At 38.3% G+C, this 14263-nt stretch carries 13 protein-coding genes; 5 read left to right on the top strand and 8 right to left on the bottom strand.

Annotated elements, in window-relative coordinates:
- Positions 1–7: 7 nt before the first annotated feature.
- Both nusB and ACY650_RS09930 read right to left on the bottom strand, forming a co-directional pair.
- Positions 8–1174: a transcription antitermination factor NusB gene (gene nusB, locus ACY650_RS09935; protein ID WP_462254270.1), complete on the bottom strand. Its 1167-nt coding sequence runs from the start codon at positions 1172–1174 to the stop codon at positions 8–10.
- A gap of 74 nt (positions 1175–1248) precedes the next feature.
- Positions 1249–2349 carry a Glu/Leu/Phe/Val family dehydrogenase gene (locus ACY650_RS09930; RefSeq protein WP_462254268.1) on the bottom strand — a complete coding sequence of 367 codons (1101 nt, stop codon included), beginning with the start codon at positions 2347–2349 and terminating at the stop codon, positions 1249–1251.
- Between the two features lie 126 nt (positions 2350–2475).
- Here ACY650_RS09930 and ACY650_RS09925 point away from each other — a divergent pair, with 126 nt between their 5' ends.
- Complete coding sequence (locus ACY650_RS09925) at positions 2476–4260, top strand: ABC transporter ATP-binding protein (RefSeq protein WP_462254266.1); 1785 nt, start codon at positions 2476–2478, stop codon at positions 4258–4260.
- Position 4261: 1 nt separating this feature from the next.
- On the opposite strand, the gene ACY650_RS09920 is transcribed toward ACY650_RS09925, so the two are convergent.
- The 3 genes from ACY650_RS09920 to truA are packed head-to-tail and all read right to left on the bottom strand — an operon-like array spanning position 4262 to position 7340.
- Positions 4262–4801, bottom strand: a complete 540-nt coding sequence (locus tag ACY650_RS09920; RefSeq protein ID WP_462254264.1) for a hypothetical protein — start codon at positions 4799–4801, stop codon at positions 4262–4264.
- Positions 4802–4822: 21 nt separating this feature from the next.
- Entirely contained in the window at positions 4823–6592 is a 1770-nt protein-coding gene (locus ACY650_RS09915) for an ABC transporter ATP-binding protein (RefSeq protein WP_462254262.1), read from the bottom strand.
- Between the two features lie 4 nt (positions 6593–6596).
- Positions 6597–7340 (bottom strand): tRNA pseudouridine(38-40) synthase TruA, encoded by a 744-nt coding sequence (truA, locus tag ACY650_RS09910; RefSeq protein WP_462254260.1) that lies wholly within the window; start codon positions 7338–7340, stop codon positions 6597–6599.
- Positions 7341–7427: 87 nt separating this feature from the next.
- Here truA and ACY650_RS09905 point away from each other — a divergent pair, with 87 nt between their 5' ends.
- The 3 genes from ACY650_RS09905 to htpG all read left to right on the top strand — a co-directional run bounded on the left by ACY650_RS09905 (position 7428) and on the right by htpG (position 10644).
- Positions 7428–7928, top strand: coding sequence for a DUF4293 domain-containing protein (locus ACY650_RS09905; protein WP_462254258.1), 501 nt, complete (start codon positions 7428–7430; stop codon positions 7926–7928).
- Positions 7929–8654 carry a hypothetical protein gene (locus ACY650_RS09900; RefSeq protein WP_462254256.1) on the top strand — a complete coding sequence of 242 codons (726 nt, stop codon included), beginning with the start codon at positions 7929–7931 and terminating at the stop codon, positions 8652–8654.
- 100 nt (positions 8655–8754) lie between these two features.
- On the top strand, positions 8755–10644 hold the full coding sequence (gene htpG, locus ACY650_RS09895) for a molecular chaperone HtpG (protein ID WP_462254254.1): 1890 nt from the start codon (positions 8755–8757) through the stop codon (positions 10642–10644).
- A 58-nt stretch (positions 10645–10702) separates the two neighbouring features.
- Here the strand turns inward: htpG and ACY650_RS09890 are convergent, their stop codons facing one another.
- The 3 genes from ACY650_RS09890 to ACY650_RS09880 all read right to left on the bottom strand — a co-directional run bounded on the left by ACY650_RS09890 (position 10703) and on the right by ACY650_RS09880 (position 13008).
- Complete coding sequence (locus ACY650_RS09890) at positions 10703–11218, bottom strand: YceI family protein (protein WP_462254252.1); 516 nt, start codon at positions 11216–11218, stop codon at positions 10703–10705.
- A gap of 7 nt (positions 11219–11225) precedes the next feature.
- Positions 11226–11813 (bottom strand): YceI family protein, encoded by a 588-nt coding sequence (locus ACY650_RS09885; RefSeq protein ID WP_462254250.1) that lies wholly within the window; start codon positions 11811–11813, stop codon positions 11226–11228.
- Positions 11814–11880: 67 nt separating this feature from the next.
- On the bottom strand, positions 11881–13008 hold the full coding sequence (locus ACY650_RS09880) for an AraC family transcriptional regulator (RefSeq protein ID WP_462254248.1): 1128 nt from the start codon (positions 13006–13008) through the stop codon (positions 11881–11883).
- 94 nt (positions 13009–13102) lie between these two features.
- On the opposite strand from ACY650_RS09880, the gene ACY650_RS09875 reads away from it, so the two are divergent.
- The gene (locus ACY650_RS09875; RefSeq protein ID WP_462254246.1) at positions 13103–14260 is read left to right on the top strand and encodes a serine hydrolase; all 1158 of its coding nucleotides are present in this window, start codon (positions 13103–13105) and stop codon (positions 14258–14260) included.
- The last annotated feature ends 3 nt before the right edge of the window (positions 14261–14263 follow it).

Raw genomic sequence — 14263 nt, 5'->3', positions numbered from 1 at the left:
TTTGTGTTTATTTATTATCTATTAGACCTCTACCGCTCTTACGAATTTTACCACTCGAAGTTAGCTCGTTTGAAAGTACATCCAAAACGCCGTTTACAAATTGTTTGCTTTTAGGCGTGCTGTACATCTTAGAAATTTCTATTGCTTCATTGATAGTTACCTTAACCGGAATGCTTGGAGAGTTCATCATCTCTACCAATGCAATCTTAAGAATGACACGATCGGTTAGTGCAATCCGATCAACATCCCAGTTCATCGTTTTGCTCTGGATAATCTCTTCTAAAAAGTCATTTTGCTTGATTGTATCAACAAAAAGTCTTTCTAAGAATTTAAAATCCTCATCCCCATTTTTTGTAAGCTCTGCAAGTTCAAGGCCCTCACCGTCTTGCAGTCCTTTGATGGTCTTCACAACCATGCTTTTTACAATTGGCTGATTTTCTGCCCAGTGCAAATGAGCACTCTCTAGAAAAGATGAGATGGTTTCATTTTTGAATATCACTCTTTTGAATAGCTCAAGTACTATATCATTCTCCGGTAAATCAGCAACCTTCTCTCCTCCAAAAAAATGTTGGAGAGACTCAGCAGAGCGAATTTGGTCTCGGTACCAAGTCTTTATTTCATCATGTTCGTTGTCCCATGACACACTAGATCGAGCAGATTCCTTTTGAAGGAGTTCCGAATCCTTTAATTGCGCAATTAGTTCGTTTCCAATGAACGGATAAACTTTTTTGTCTTTTGTGATGTAAGCTTTATCCTCTTTCTCACTATCAAGTTTTTCGCGCTGCTCAATTTCGATAGGTAACAATAGCAATTTGATGTATGTGTCTTGCAATCGTTGAGCCTCTTTCATCATTTCGTTCTTACGCGCTCTAGACTCCTTGGACACAAGGTCGTTGTACTTATCTAATGCCTCATTCACATTGTCAATCACCTCTTGCTCTGCACCTCCAGCATTTTCAACTTTGCTATTCAATATATTATCATTGAATAGCTTGGCCGCTTGCTTCTTGCGCTCTTCAAAAAGTGCTTTATCTGCAAAATCATGTTTTGCAGGATCCAAAGCGTGAAGCTCCTCAAGTTCATTTCTTTTCACTTCTCTTAGAGACTCTACTGCTGTAAAGTGTCCATACAATGCTTGCATTGCTTTTACCCTGAGTATCCTTCTATTTAGCATTTTCTTTTGACTAGTACCTTATTTCAAAATTTTACAGTCTCCTCTTTTGGAAGCTGAAGTTGCTCGATTATTTCTTATTCTCCAAGCTTTACTTTTCCTACCTGATCGATTCTTTTAAGCGCAAGTTCTAATGCTGCCTCGTGAGACCCTAATTTATTTTCTTCTGCATGATTCAAAACATCCAAGCAAACATCGTAAATATGCTCAGTTGAAGCCATAACACGATCTTTATTGTAGTTGCCAAGGTATTCGTGATAAACATTGGCGATGCCTCCAGAATTAATCAAAAAGTCTGGTGCGTACACTATCCCATGATCGTTCAACATTGCACTATGTTTCTCCTCGTTAGCGAGCTGATTGTTTGCTGCACCAGCAACCACAGCACATTTAAGCTCAGGAATAGAATCGTCATTTAGCGTAGCGCCCATTGCACATGGTGCGTAAATATCCATTTCCATCTGAAATACCTTATTTGGATCTACAACAGAAACTTTAGTGTGCTTGTCAGTGATAGCTTTGATTTTATCATCAAAAATATCTGCGATGAATACGTTCGCATTTTCCTCAATAAGGTGATCTACTAAATATTTTCCAACTTGGCCAGCTCCTTGTACTAAGATATTCTTACCACCAAGAGAATCAAGACCGTAAGCTTTCTTTGCTCCTGCCTTCATCCCCATATAAACACCATAAGCAGTCATTGGACTTGGATCACCCGAACCTCCCATGTACTGAGGTTTACCGACCACATATGGAGTTTCCATGCTCATATATTCAATATCACGCATGCTAATGTTCATATCCTCTGCGGTATAGTATTTCCCGTTGAGACTATTCACAAACTTTCCAAACCGACGCATTAGTGACTCATTTTTCATTTTCCTGGCATCGCCAATAATGACAGCTTTTCCACCACCTATATTTAATCCAGCAAGAGCGGATTTAAAGGTCATGCCTCTAGAAAGTCTTAAAACATCGTTTAGCGCTTCTTCGTCAGAAGCATAGTTCCACATTCGGGTACCGCCCATTGAGGGGCCAAGAACGGTATTGTGAATAGCAATGATTGCCTTTAAACCTGTCTGCTCATCTCTACAAAAAACCACTTGCTCGTGATCAAGGCTTGCCATTTGATCGAACACGCTGTTCGATTTTACTTCGGGTTGTGTTTCTACCATTGTAATGAACTTTATTCTAATTTTAAACCTTCTCTCACCAGTGTGGGTTGCACTGGTATAAAAAGGGGACACAAAAATATCTCATTTTAACTAAACACATTGGCTATCAAGCATTTATAAAATTTTGTGAAAGACCTAGGTTACCTAAATAAATATTTGCTCAAGTATAAGTTTCACCTAATTTTCGGTGCCTTATTCATCATTATTGCAAATTTTTTCGCTATTGTTCCAGCAGTAATTGTCCGCTATGCTTTCGATGTTTTGCAGCGTAGCTACGATATTTTTTCAGATTTTGAAGGCTTTGAATTACAATCTGATACCGTGGGAATCATCGGCTCTAGTGTGATAATACTTGCCGCCTTGATTCTTATTTCTGCCTTATTGAGAGGAGTATTTTTATTTTTCATGCGGCAAACAATTATTGTGATGTCAAGAAGAATAGAATATGATTTGAAAAATGAAATCTATGAGCATTACCAATCCTTGCCATTAAGTTTTTACAGAAAAAACAATACCGGAGACCTGATGGCCAGAATTTCTGAGGATGTCAGCAAAGTCAGGATGTATGTAGGTCCGGCTATCATGTACGGAATCAACTTATTCACACTGTTCTTGATGGTGATTCCATTCATGATCTCTATCAATCCTTCTCTGACATTGTATTCGCTTTTACCGCTCCCAATCCTATCAGTCAGTATTTACTTTGTCAGTAACATCATCAATAAACGTTCTACAGAAATTCAGGAAAGTCTTTCCGGTCTTTCAACATACGTCCAAGAGGCATTTTCCGGAATTAGAGTTATCAAGGCATTTGTTCGAGAAGAAGAAGTAGCGAAAAATTTCGAAACTGAGAGTGTAGACTATAGGGATAAATCACTGAAATTGGCGTTTGTCCAAGCCCTGTTTATGCCTTTGATTATGGGATTGATTGGTCTCAGTGTCATCCTAACAGTATGGGTCGGATCCATTCAGGTATTTAATGGAGAAGTTAGCACAGGAAACATCGCAGAGTTTATCATTTATGTTAATATGCTCACGTGGCCTGTCACAGCATTGGGCTGGATTACTTCGATCATTCAACGAGCGGCTGCATCGCAGCGAAGAATAAATGAGTTCTTAAGCACGAAAACTGATATTGTATCTGAAAAAGATATTGAAAGAGAAATTGAGGGTCGAATTGTCTTTAAGGATGTCAATTTCACATATCCAGATTCTGGCATCCAGGCTTTGAAAAACATATCTTTTGAAGTTTTACCTGGGGAGTCTATAGCAATAGTGGGTACCACTGGATCAGGCAAAAGTACCATAGCCAATATGGTCTGCCGTCTTTACGATATTGACAATGGCGAACTTTCAGTTGATGCTATCAATGTTCAGGACTATAACATCTCTTCACTTAGAAGTCAGATAGGATATGTACCGCAAGATGTTTTCCTTTTTTCTGATACAATAGAGAATAACATCTCTTTTGGAAACAGACAGATGAGCAAGGAAGAAATAGAGCGTGCAGCTGCTGATGCCGACGTATTGACGAATATCCTCGACTTCAAAGATGGATTTCAAACGCAGCTTGGAGAAAGAGGAATTACTCTTTCTGGCGGACAAAAACAACGTGTATCCATTGCTCGTGCCATCGCGCGATCTCCTAAAATTCTGATTCTCGATGACGCACTATCTGCTGTAGATACGAAAACAGAGAATGCAATTCTGAATGCGATGCAACGAATCATGAAAGGCCGCACTTCAATAATTATTTCCCATAGGGTATCTTCTGCAAAACTTGCAGATAAAGTGGTTATGTTGGATGACGGCAAAATCATCGAGCAAGGCACACATAGCGAGCTAATGAAAAGTGGTGGAGCATACAAAGAACTCCATGATAAACAGCTTGCCGGGGAAGAGCTGGTCTAAATTACCTCGACCAATACTCAACGCTAAAACTTCGATCCGGATAATACAATTCAAACGAGAATGGCTGTAATACAGCACCTTCCTCTATTGCCTTTATCTGCACCAATTCACCAACTTCTTCTGGTGTTGGCCTCACAAGTACATGCTGAGTCATAAAAACTTTGAAGATCTTATCTGTTTTAAACTCCTTGTAAGTGTAACCAGCAGGTAAGCGAAGAACATCTTTTATCTCTTCCTTAGATGCGCCAATAAAGTAGTGAACTGAATCTGATCCTATGGTATCATTTTGAAAAAAAATCACTGTAAGCATCCCCTTTAGTTTACCCGAATCTACTTCCATTTTAGCCTCTTCTATCCGTTGGCTAAACTCCGAATAGCGATACTTTTCTATATATTCTTTGCCTATTACAGTACGCTCAGCCCCCTTCATCACATAAACTTCTACTGGATCAAATCCACCAAGTGTATAATATGTGCTCCAAGCGATTATTAGAAGACATAGAATGATGATGGCCAGGTAGAGTTGCTTTGCTCGCTTCATAACTCAAATATAGGATTGTTCTCAGACTGCCTTAGCTACTTCTTTATACTGCATTTGATGCAGCTGAGCGTAGTATCCATTTTTCTCAAGGAGGTCTTCGTGGCTACCCTGTTCTACAATCTCGCCTTTTTCTAAAACTAATATCTGATTTGCATTTTGTACAGTAGAGAGACGGTGCGCAATCACAATTGAGGTACGTCCAAACATCATCTTTTGTATCGCAGCTTGAATAAGCTCCTCTGTCTCAGTATCAACGGAAGAAGTAGCTTCGTCTAAGACGATCACTTTAGGATCATAAACCATCGCTCGAACAAAGGAAATTAGCTGTCTTTGTCCAACAGATAAAGTAGCTCCACGCTCCATTACATTGTAATCAAAACCTCCTGGAAGCTTTTCAATGAATGGTAAAGCTCCAACCATTTCTGCTGCCTCCTTCACTTTCTCTAATGGAATATCGGGGTTGCGAAGGGTTATGTTATTCAGAATTGTGTCGGAGAATAAGAATACATCTTGAAGAACAACTGCGATGTGGTTTCTTAGGTTGGATAAATTATACGCTCGAACATCCTTTTCATCAACATAGATATTCCCCGAATTTATCTCATAAAACCTACTCAAAAGGTTGATCACGGAGGACTTGCCGGCCCCTGTAGCACCTACCAAAGCTATTGTCTCACCGGCTTTTACTTCGAATGAAATGTTTTTAAGTACATACTCATCCTTTACATAAGCAAAGGACACATCATCAAACCTGACATCACCATTTACATGCTCTGGAGAATACGTCCCATCGTCCTGAATATGCTCATCATTATCTAATAAATCCAAGATTCGATTTGAAGAAACAATCCCCATTTGAAGGGTATTAAATCGATCTGCAATCATCCGAATAGGCCTGAAGAACATCTGCAAGAACAAGATGAATGCAATTAACTCTCCAGCTTTAACCTCGCTTTGAATCAACTGACCTCCTCCATACCATACAATCAGTCCGATACCTGCAGCTTGAATTACTTCCGAAACTGGAAAGTAAACGGCATAATATAGTACCGACCTAATGTTCGCTTTTCTATGCTCTTTATTGATCTCTTGAAATTTTTCAAATTCTCGCTTTTCACTGTTAAAGATCTGAACGATGTTCATGCCAGTGATATGTTCCTGGACAAATGAGTTTAGGTTAGATACAGCCGCCCGAACTTCATTGAAAGCCACTTTTATTTTCTCCTTGAATATGTAAGTGGCAAAAATCAAGACCGGCAGTAAAGACAAACTCACTAAAGTGAGCGACCAATTCATTGAAAACATGAATCCTAGGATTACTAATAGCTGCATTACATCGGCGATAATCCCGGCAATACCAGTACTGAACACCTCTGCCAATGTCTCTATGTCAGATACGTTTCTTGTGACGAGTCTACCAATTGGAGTCTTGTCGAAAAAGGTGAGCTTCAAACTCTGAATATGTCTGTAGAGCTTGATTCGAATATCCTTGATTATGTTTTGCCCTAACCATCCAGAATAAAAAGTATGGAGGTATTGAATGATTGCTTGCGTTACTAGAAGCCCAATCAACAAAATAATCATATTGACAAGGCCGGGATAATCGCCTTGTGCAACGTTATTATCAATGGCTTTTTGAATGATGAATGGACGCAAAGGTCCCGTAACACTCAAGGCTACGGTTAGAAAAACTAAAAAATAGAAAACTCCTATGTAAGGTTTAGCAAAAACGAATAACCGTTTTAAAACCTTTAGGTCTACAATATTTCCGCTCGCCTTTTCTTTTTCCAATGTATCAGTTTAAATAGATGTCTTTTGGATAATTCACTTCTTGTAAGTACAATCCTTCAGCTGGAACAGCTCTTCCCGCCTTGCCTCGATCATTGCTTTCCAAAATACCCTTTAACTCCTCTAGTGATGTTTTGTTCAATCCCACGTCCAACAAGGTTCCAACAATCGCTCGAACCATTCCCCTCAAAAATCGATTGGCAGTGATTTCAAACAGATGATCTGATTCATTCTGTGTCCATTTGGCATCAAAGATGTCACAATTGAAGTGGTTAACTTCCGTATGAACCTTACTGAAGCATTCAAAGTTCTTCCAATCTTTTATTATTTCACATGCCTTATTGATTTTGTCAATCTCAAGAGCAGGACGAAAATAGTAAGACTGACCGATTTTAAAAGGTGACTTAGTTTGGTGAATGTGATAATGATATTTTCTTGATGACGCCTCAAACCTTGCACTAACATCATCCTTAACAGGAATGACACTGTTAATAGAAATATCATCAGATAGAAATGAATTCAGCTTGAGCGCTAGTTTTTCTGGATCTATGTTGTCAACATCAAAATGTGCTATCTGTTGTTTAGCATGCACACCAGCATCTGTTCTTCCGCTTCCCACTATTGAAATCTCTTTTTGTAGAATGGTAGAAAGCGCTTTTTCAATCTCCTCTTGGACAGTAATACCATTGGGTTGAATCTGCCATCCACTGAAGTTGGTGCCTTTATAGCTGATGTCCATGAAATACCTCACGAAGACAAATTTGCAGGATTACTTCCATTTGACAGATAATTCCACGGATATTTGCCGAGCAAAAGCACAAATAGAAATTTTACTGATATGCTTCAAAGAGTACAAACCATCTTTATGACTATCGCAGCTATTGCGATGATACTTATGCTATTCTTCCCAATTTGGGAAAAATCAGATCGGCAATTTGAAGCCGAACAAAGAGAGTATGCGATCATGGATGCGTTCAAATTGGAATACAAACAAATCGATACTGAGGCAAAAGAAGTTCTGTTGGGAACTCAAAATACATTCCTTCTGTCAATTGGAGCTGTCGCTGCTGCAATCGTGATGCTGTTCTCGATTACTCGATACAAAAATCGAATGACGCAAGTGAAATTAAACGCACTATTCTCATTAATTACTGCAGCAACATTGGTTGGAACTTATTTGTATACAAGCAAAGCCAATCAGCTTTTTGATCCTGCAGTTCAGGGTACTTTTTTAATTGGATTCTATTTACCCATCGTTGCTATGCTCAACAACTTCTTAGCTAATCGATTCATACGAAAAGACGAGCAACTGGTGAGAAGTGCGGATCGTATAAGATAAATGATCCGATTCTTTTTTCTGATTCTGGTTTTCGCTTCTTGTTCCCTTACTGAAGAAAAGATTGAGGTGATAATTCCTAAATTTCCAAATCCTGAACACGCCTCCATGACTGGTAAGGCACGGCAAATTATATGTTTAGATACTGGAAGGCAGTTTTTTGATAGTTTAATCTATGATTCGAAAGGTAGATTGATAAGGACCAGACACAATAGAATTTGGAGATTCCCTTTAACCATTTTTACCTACGACACAAATAACTTTATTCAAAGACTTTATCATGATTCAGATCATAAGAGTAATGTTAGAATTGATTATGAATTACAGGGAGATACAATCTTTCGAAAAACTTCTTATTCAAACAGCATAGATTTTCCGCCACACGACTCTTCCTATTCGCCTAGTAAAAGATCAAATGATTTCTACTATTTATTGAAGGGAGGAAAAATAATAAAGTCAGTGTCCAACTCAAATTCAGAGACTGACTACGTATATGATTCACTATCGAGAGTAATCGAAATAAATAAAAAATGGGATAATACCTCAGAAAAAACTAGATATAGTTATTTGAATGATGGCAATAAGTTATTATCTCAAGTCCAAATGCGAAACGGTGATACAATTTCTGTAAAGTGGTATGAAAATGGAGTTTTGTCTTCAGCGGAAGAGGATATAAATGGAGATGATGTATTAGATTCAATAAAATACACAATAAAGGAAGTTGACTAACTACGCCCACTACGTGGGCTGTCATCCTGTCAGTTTTTTACCTCTGGAATAGTATTTGAGTAATGCCGTCTGAATAACAACAAAAAATTGTAATCAGACAATGGCAGAGAAAGGCACAATCTCGATACACACGGAAAATATCTTTCCGATCATTAAAAAATTCCTTTATTCCGATCACGAAATCTTTCTTCGTGAGTTGGTTTCTAATGCAGTAGATGCAACACAAAAAATCAAGCAGCTAGCTTCTCTTGGAGAATACATTGGAGAGCTGGGTGATTTGGCTGTCGAAGTGTCATTCGACAAAGACAAAAAGACCATCACCATTTCCGACAAAGGAATCGGAATGACTGCTGATGAAATTAAAAAATATATCAACCAGATTGCATTCTCTGGAGCTACTGAGTTTGTAGAGAAATACAAAGACAAAGCCGATAATCAGCAAATCATCGGTCATTTTGGACTTGGATTTTACTCAGCATTTATGATTGCGCAGAAAGTAGAGATCGATACACTTTCCCACCAAGATGGATCGGAAGCAGCTAAGTGGATCTGTACCGGAGAAACAGATTTTGAAATCAAAAAAGGATCTAGAAAAACCAGAGGAACGGATATCATCCTCCATGTAGCCGAAGACTCCGAGGAGTTTCTTGATGAGCACAGACTTCAGGGTATTTTGGATAAATACTCCAAGTTCTTACCTGTCCAAATCAAATTCGGCCAGAAAGACAAGAGTGTTGAAGATGGGGAAGACAAAGACGGAAATACGAAGTATAAAACTGTCAAGGAAGACAATATCATCAACAATACTGATCCTATCTGGACAAAGTCTCCGAGCGAACTAAAAGATCAAGACTATCTAGATTTCTACAAAACGCTATATCCGTTTAGTGAGGATCCGCTATTCTGGATTCACTTGAATGTAGATTATCCTTTCAATCTTACCGGAGTACTGTATTTCCCTAAACTGAAAAAGGATTTCGATCTGCAGAAGAACAAAATTCAATTGTACTCTCGTCAGGTATTCATTACGGATGAAGTGAAAGACATCGTACCAGAGTTCTTGCAACTTCTACATGGTGTGATTGATTCTCCAGACATTCCACTAAATGTATCTAGGAGCTATTTGCAGTCGGATTCGAATGTGAAGAAAATCAATGGATACATCACCAAGAAAGTAGCAGACAAACTGGCTGAGCTTTACAAAAACGATCGCAAGGGTTATGAAGAGAAGTGGGAGGACATTGGTGTATTTGTGAAGTACGGAATGATCTCTGAAGAGAAGTTTGATGAGAAGGCTAAAGATTTTGTTTTACTCAAAAATATTGAAGACAAGCACTTCACCATTGAAGAGTACAAGAAACACATTGAAGCCAATCAAACCAATAAGGACGAGAATGTAGTTGCCCTTTATACCACAAACAAAGACAAGCAACACGGATACATCGAGACTGCTCAAAAAAGAAGCTACGATGTAATTGAACTTTCTGGTCCGATCGATCCGCACTTCATCAATCATTTGGAGCAGAAGAATGAGAAGTTCCAACTACAACGTGTAGATGCAGATGTCATTGATAAGTTGATTGACAAAGACGAAAAGAAAGAATCTGTACTCTCGGATAAGGAACAAGAGACACTAAAGGAAATCTTTGAAAAAGCAATCAATGATAAGAACAATAGTGTGAGTGTACAGCCAATGGCTACAGATGACATGCCTGTTACTATTACGCTTCCTGAATTTATCAGAAGAATGAAGGACATGCAGGCAACAGGCGGTGGACCTATGATGTTTGGAGACATGCCAATGACCTTATCAGTAGCTGTCAATGCTAACCATGCAATGACGAAGAAGATCATGGAGGCAGGTTCCGATGAAGACAAGCAAAAACTAGCAAAGCAATCATATGACTTGGCTTTACTCTCTCAAGGTATGCTGGAAGGCAAAGACTTAACAGACTTTGTGAATAGAAGCATCGAATTGAGCTTAAGCTAAGTTCGTTTTCAATAGAAATCAAAGTAAAAACCCACTCAATTCGAGTGGGTTTTTTTATTCAGTCCAAATCGTCGAATGCAATTCCTGACTTGATTACGATCGTGATTTCATCGCCAATTAATGAATCCATTAGTCCGAAATCCAACCCAACTTCACTACGCTTGAAAATGATTGGTTCCGATACCAGTCTAAGACCCTTTTCATACAATGAACCCGCTAACGCCATTTCAATTCCCCTCAGTTGAAGATCAATGTTGGCAAAGTACTTCTCTCCGTCTTTTCTTACTCTCACTTCAAATGGGATAGCTGGATAGTCTTCAATATTAAGGTATTGCTCACCTAGAATGGTTTCATCTCTAGTCGAATTACCTGTAGAGATACTACTTGGATCAACTTCACCAACTATGCTCCATTCTTGATCAGAAATCCTAGTGATTTCTCCTTTTACATCATCGAGCTTCCCTTCTACTTTCAAAACGCCCATGTGGGCAACTTTAAAAGTAACCGCAGCATTTTCTAAAGATTGAATTTGAAAAGCAACCAGGCCAATGACCCAAATGGAAAACCACTTCATTGGATTTCTATTGCGCTATACCAAGGATGACAAAATCTATATTGACAGCATTGTCAATAATCACCATTCCATTCGGTAATTTCATTTCTTTACCAACTTCAAATTCCGTCCGATCGATAGTCAAGGCTCCCATGAAACCTACTGATTGCTTTCTGGTCGGGAGATCGATAGATGGACCGACGATACTTATTGGACATTCAATTTGTTTCTTCACTCCATGAATTTCCAACATTCCCTTTGCCACATAATTACCATCTGTTCCTGCTAAAGAATTTAATTCAAATCGAATCTCAGGATATGCTGATGCATTTAGGAAAGCATCACTTTTCACTGCCTCCTCACCACCAACACTATTCGCATCGTAGCTATCAACTTTAATCGTGATTGATGCACTGGTTTTGGAAAGGTCATTTTCATCATAGGTTATCGTACCGCTTACATCTTTAAATCTTCCAACTACGGGCACCACACCAAAGCGAATAACTTTTGATTGGAAAGAAGAGTGTCCGGCATCAACAACGTAGGTCTGAGAAAATGAAGGAATCGTTCCTAGAATGGTAAAAATTAACAAGAGCGTCTTGAATCTAGTTTTCATAGTTTTTTTGATTCAAGACTATGCAGTGTAAGATCCAATTTCGACAATGCTAATCGGGATTGCCGAATTAGGCAGAGTTTTTCATGTATCTGGACGGTGTTGTGCCCTCGAATCTTTTGAAGGCATTTACAAAAGAAGTTTTGTTGTTAAATCCAGAATCATAAGCAATCTGTAAGAGCGTGTATTCTGGATTGTTTTGAATCCGTTCTTTTGCTTCTCTCACACGGTAAGCATTAATCAGATCAAAAAATGTCGTATTGAGGTACTGGTTTATTAACTGCGAAAGTTGATGGCTATTGAGATCCAATTTCTCAGCCAAATCTTGAAGCTTTAGACCCTTTACTAAATACAGTTGCTCATTTAAGATCACCTGATGAATTTGATCCTTGTATTTCTCTGCCTCCTCTGATTTCAACCCGCTTTTTTCATATTTAACTGGTTCTTCATCACGCTCCCACTTAACTCCAGCTAGTCTGTATGAAAGAAGGTAAATCAAAATTGAAGATGGCAAAACATAGATGTAGTCCATATGCCTTCTATAGATCTCAGTGTAAAAAAGTAGGATCAAAAAACCTACTACCAGTACCCAAATCATGACCATACCAATCCACATAACATTCAGCCATTTAATACTCTCTTCATCGATGGATGATCTGGTCTTTTCCAATTTGCCTCGATAAATACCAATAGCAGCCTTGGATTTTAGCAAAAAATAAAACAAGTAGATGAATTGAAAAATGAAGATTGAGGAATACAAATATTGAATCCAGCTAATCTGATCTGGCCAACTATCAAAAGGAGTAAGCATGCCATAGTGTACTTGACGGAAGGTCAACAGGTCCTGAAAAAGGATGGGAATAAGAATCGTAAACACTAAAAATGGAGCAGACCAAAAGAAATAGGTCTTCTTGATTTTCACTCCAGTAACCGTCAGAATGTATCCATAAAATAATGGACCAATTGCGATCCACGATCCAAAGCGCGTACCATAAAATCCAGAAAAACCAACATCATACGGCCACCTTATAGCAAGGAATTCCAATTGCAACCACAATAAAACAACCATCAAACCAAGTAGCCATTTGCCATGCGATTCCCTGTGGTTCTTTTTCGCGAAAATCAAATTGATCACAAAAAAGCTATGTGAAAGGCTTACAATTATGAGTACACTCCAAATATCCAATGACTGAGGCATGATACGAAAGTTAATTAATCAACGGAATCGACAGTAGTACAAGGAGATTAATTATGTCAGTGGTAAATTAGTAATAGCTGAAACCTAATCAATCATGCAAAAATTGCTACGCTCATTACTTATCGGGTCAATACTAATTGCCTGCACCAATGTGGAGGATCCTCTTAATGAAATCTTAAAAACAGGTTCTGCAGATTTTAACTCCGCATTAACCAATCCATCTCACGAAATACAAATCATTTATGGAGAGATTGTGAATGACTCCATCATTCATCACACGTATTCAGTTGATAAGCAGAAATTTTTCTACCCCGCCAGTACAGTCAAGATGCCAGTTGCTTTTGCTGCCTTGAAAAAAGCGGAAGAATTAAACATGTCATTTGAAGATCCTATTCTTATTGATTCCACAGGGATATACCCAAGAAATGTTCACTATGATTCTATTGCAAATGATTCGATAAGACTAAGATCACTAGTTCAAGAAATTTTTACAATTAGTGATAACACGGCTTATAATACACTTTATGGTTGGTTAGGTAAAGACTATATCAATGAGCTTTATTCAAATCATGGACTGCAAACAAGGATTGTTCATCAGCTAAGTGAAAGCGCATTTAGTTTCAATCCGAAATCAAATGATTACCAGCGCATGTCTAGGGTTTTATCTAAAAAGCAAACAATCGAAAAAGAAGAATCAGAACAGTTTTACTCGCTAAGTGTAGATATACAGGATCAAGTTAAGGGAAAAGGATATATTGATAGTTTAGGCAATCTGGTAAATGCTCCATTTGATTTTTCAAAGAAAAATTTTGTTCCGCTCGAAGAGCTTTTAACTATTCTAGAAATGGCTATCAGGCCTGATCTAATTGGAGAAAATAACCCATTCGATTTTTCTACTAAGACAAGTGACTTTATAAGGGAAAGTATGGAATTATTACCTAAAGACATGCCTCATCCTTATGACACCTTGCCGGACAACTATGTGAAATTTCTAATCGCAGGTGATGATAAGAATGGCAGCATTCCAGCAAACATTAAGATATTAAACAAAGTAGGGTGGGCATATGGATACTTACTTGATGTCGCATACATTGAAGACTCAGAAAATGATATTTCTTTTTTCTTAGCGGCAGTCATTCATGTTAATAAAAATCATATATATAATGACGGCATTTATGAATACGAAGAAGTAGGACTCCCTTTTCTGGATGAACTCGGCGAGTTGGTTTATGCCCATGAAAAAAACAAGTAACTC

The sequence above is a fragment of the Ekhidna sp. genome (genome assembly GCF_963691765.1).
GTDB lineage: Bacteria > Bacteroidota > Bacteroidia > Cytophagales > Cyclobacteriaceae > Ekhidna.
Note: the sequence above shows the minus strand (reverse complement) of the source record. Positions and strands in the feature narration are given on the sequence as shown.

Excerpts from the sequence above, each read along its gene's own strand:
- nusB (WP_462254270.1), bottom strand. The coding sequence starts at position 1,174 with ATGCTAAATAGAAGGATACTCAGGGTAAAAGCAATGCAAGCATTGTAT.
- ACY650_RS09890 (WP_462254252.1), bottom strand. The coding sequence starts at position 11,218 with ATGAAGTGGTTTTCCATTTGGGTCATTGGCCTGGTTGCTTTTCAAATT.
- ACY650_RS09930 (WP_462254268.1), bottom strand. The coding sequence starts at position 2,349 with ATGGTAGAAACACAACCCGAAGTAAAATCGAACAGCGTGTTCGATCAA.
- ACY650_RS09905 (WP_462254258.1), top strand. The coding sequence starts at position 7,428 with ATGCTTCAAAGAGTACAAACCATCTTTATGACTATCGCAGCTATTGCG.
- ACY650_RS09875 (WP_462254246.1), top strand. The coding sequence starts at position 13,103 with ATGCAAAAATTGCTACGCTCATTACTTATCGGGTCAATACTAATTGCC.
- ACY650_RS09900 (WP_462254256.1), top strand. The coding sequence starts at position 7,929 with ATGATCCGATTCTTTTTTCTGATTCTGGTTTTCGCTTCTTGTTCCCTT.
- ACY650_RS09880 (WP_462254248.1), bottom strand. The coding sequence starts at position 13,008 with ATGCCTCAGTCATTGGATATTTGGAGTGTACTCATAATTGTAAGCCTT.
- ACY650_RS09885 (WP_462254250.1), bottom strand. The coding sequence starts at position 11,813 with ATGAAAACTAGATTCAAGACGCTCTTGTTAATTTTTACCATTCTAGGA.
- ACY650_RS09920 (WP_462254264.1), bottom strand. The coding sequence starts at position 4,801 with ATGAAGCGAGCAAAGCAACTCTACCTGGCCATCATCATTCTATGTCTT.
- htpG (WP_462254254.1), top strand. The coding sequence starts at position 8,755 with ATGGCAGAGAAAGGCACAATCTCGATACACACGGAAAATATCTTTCCG.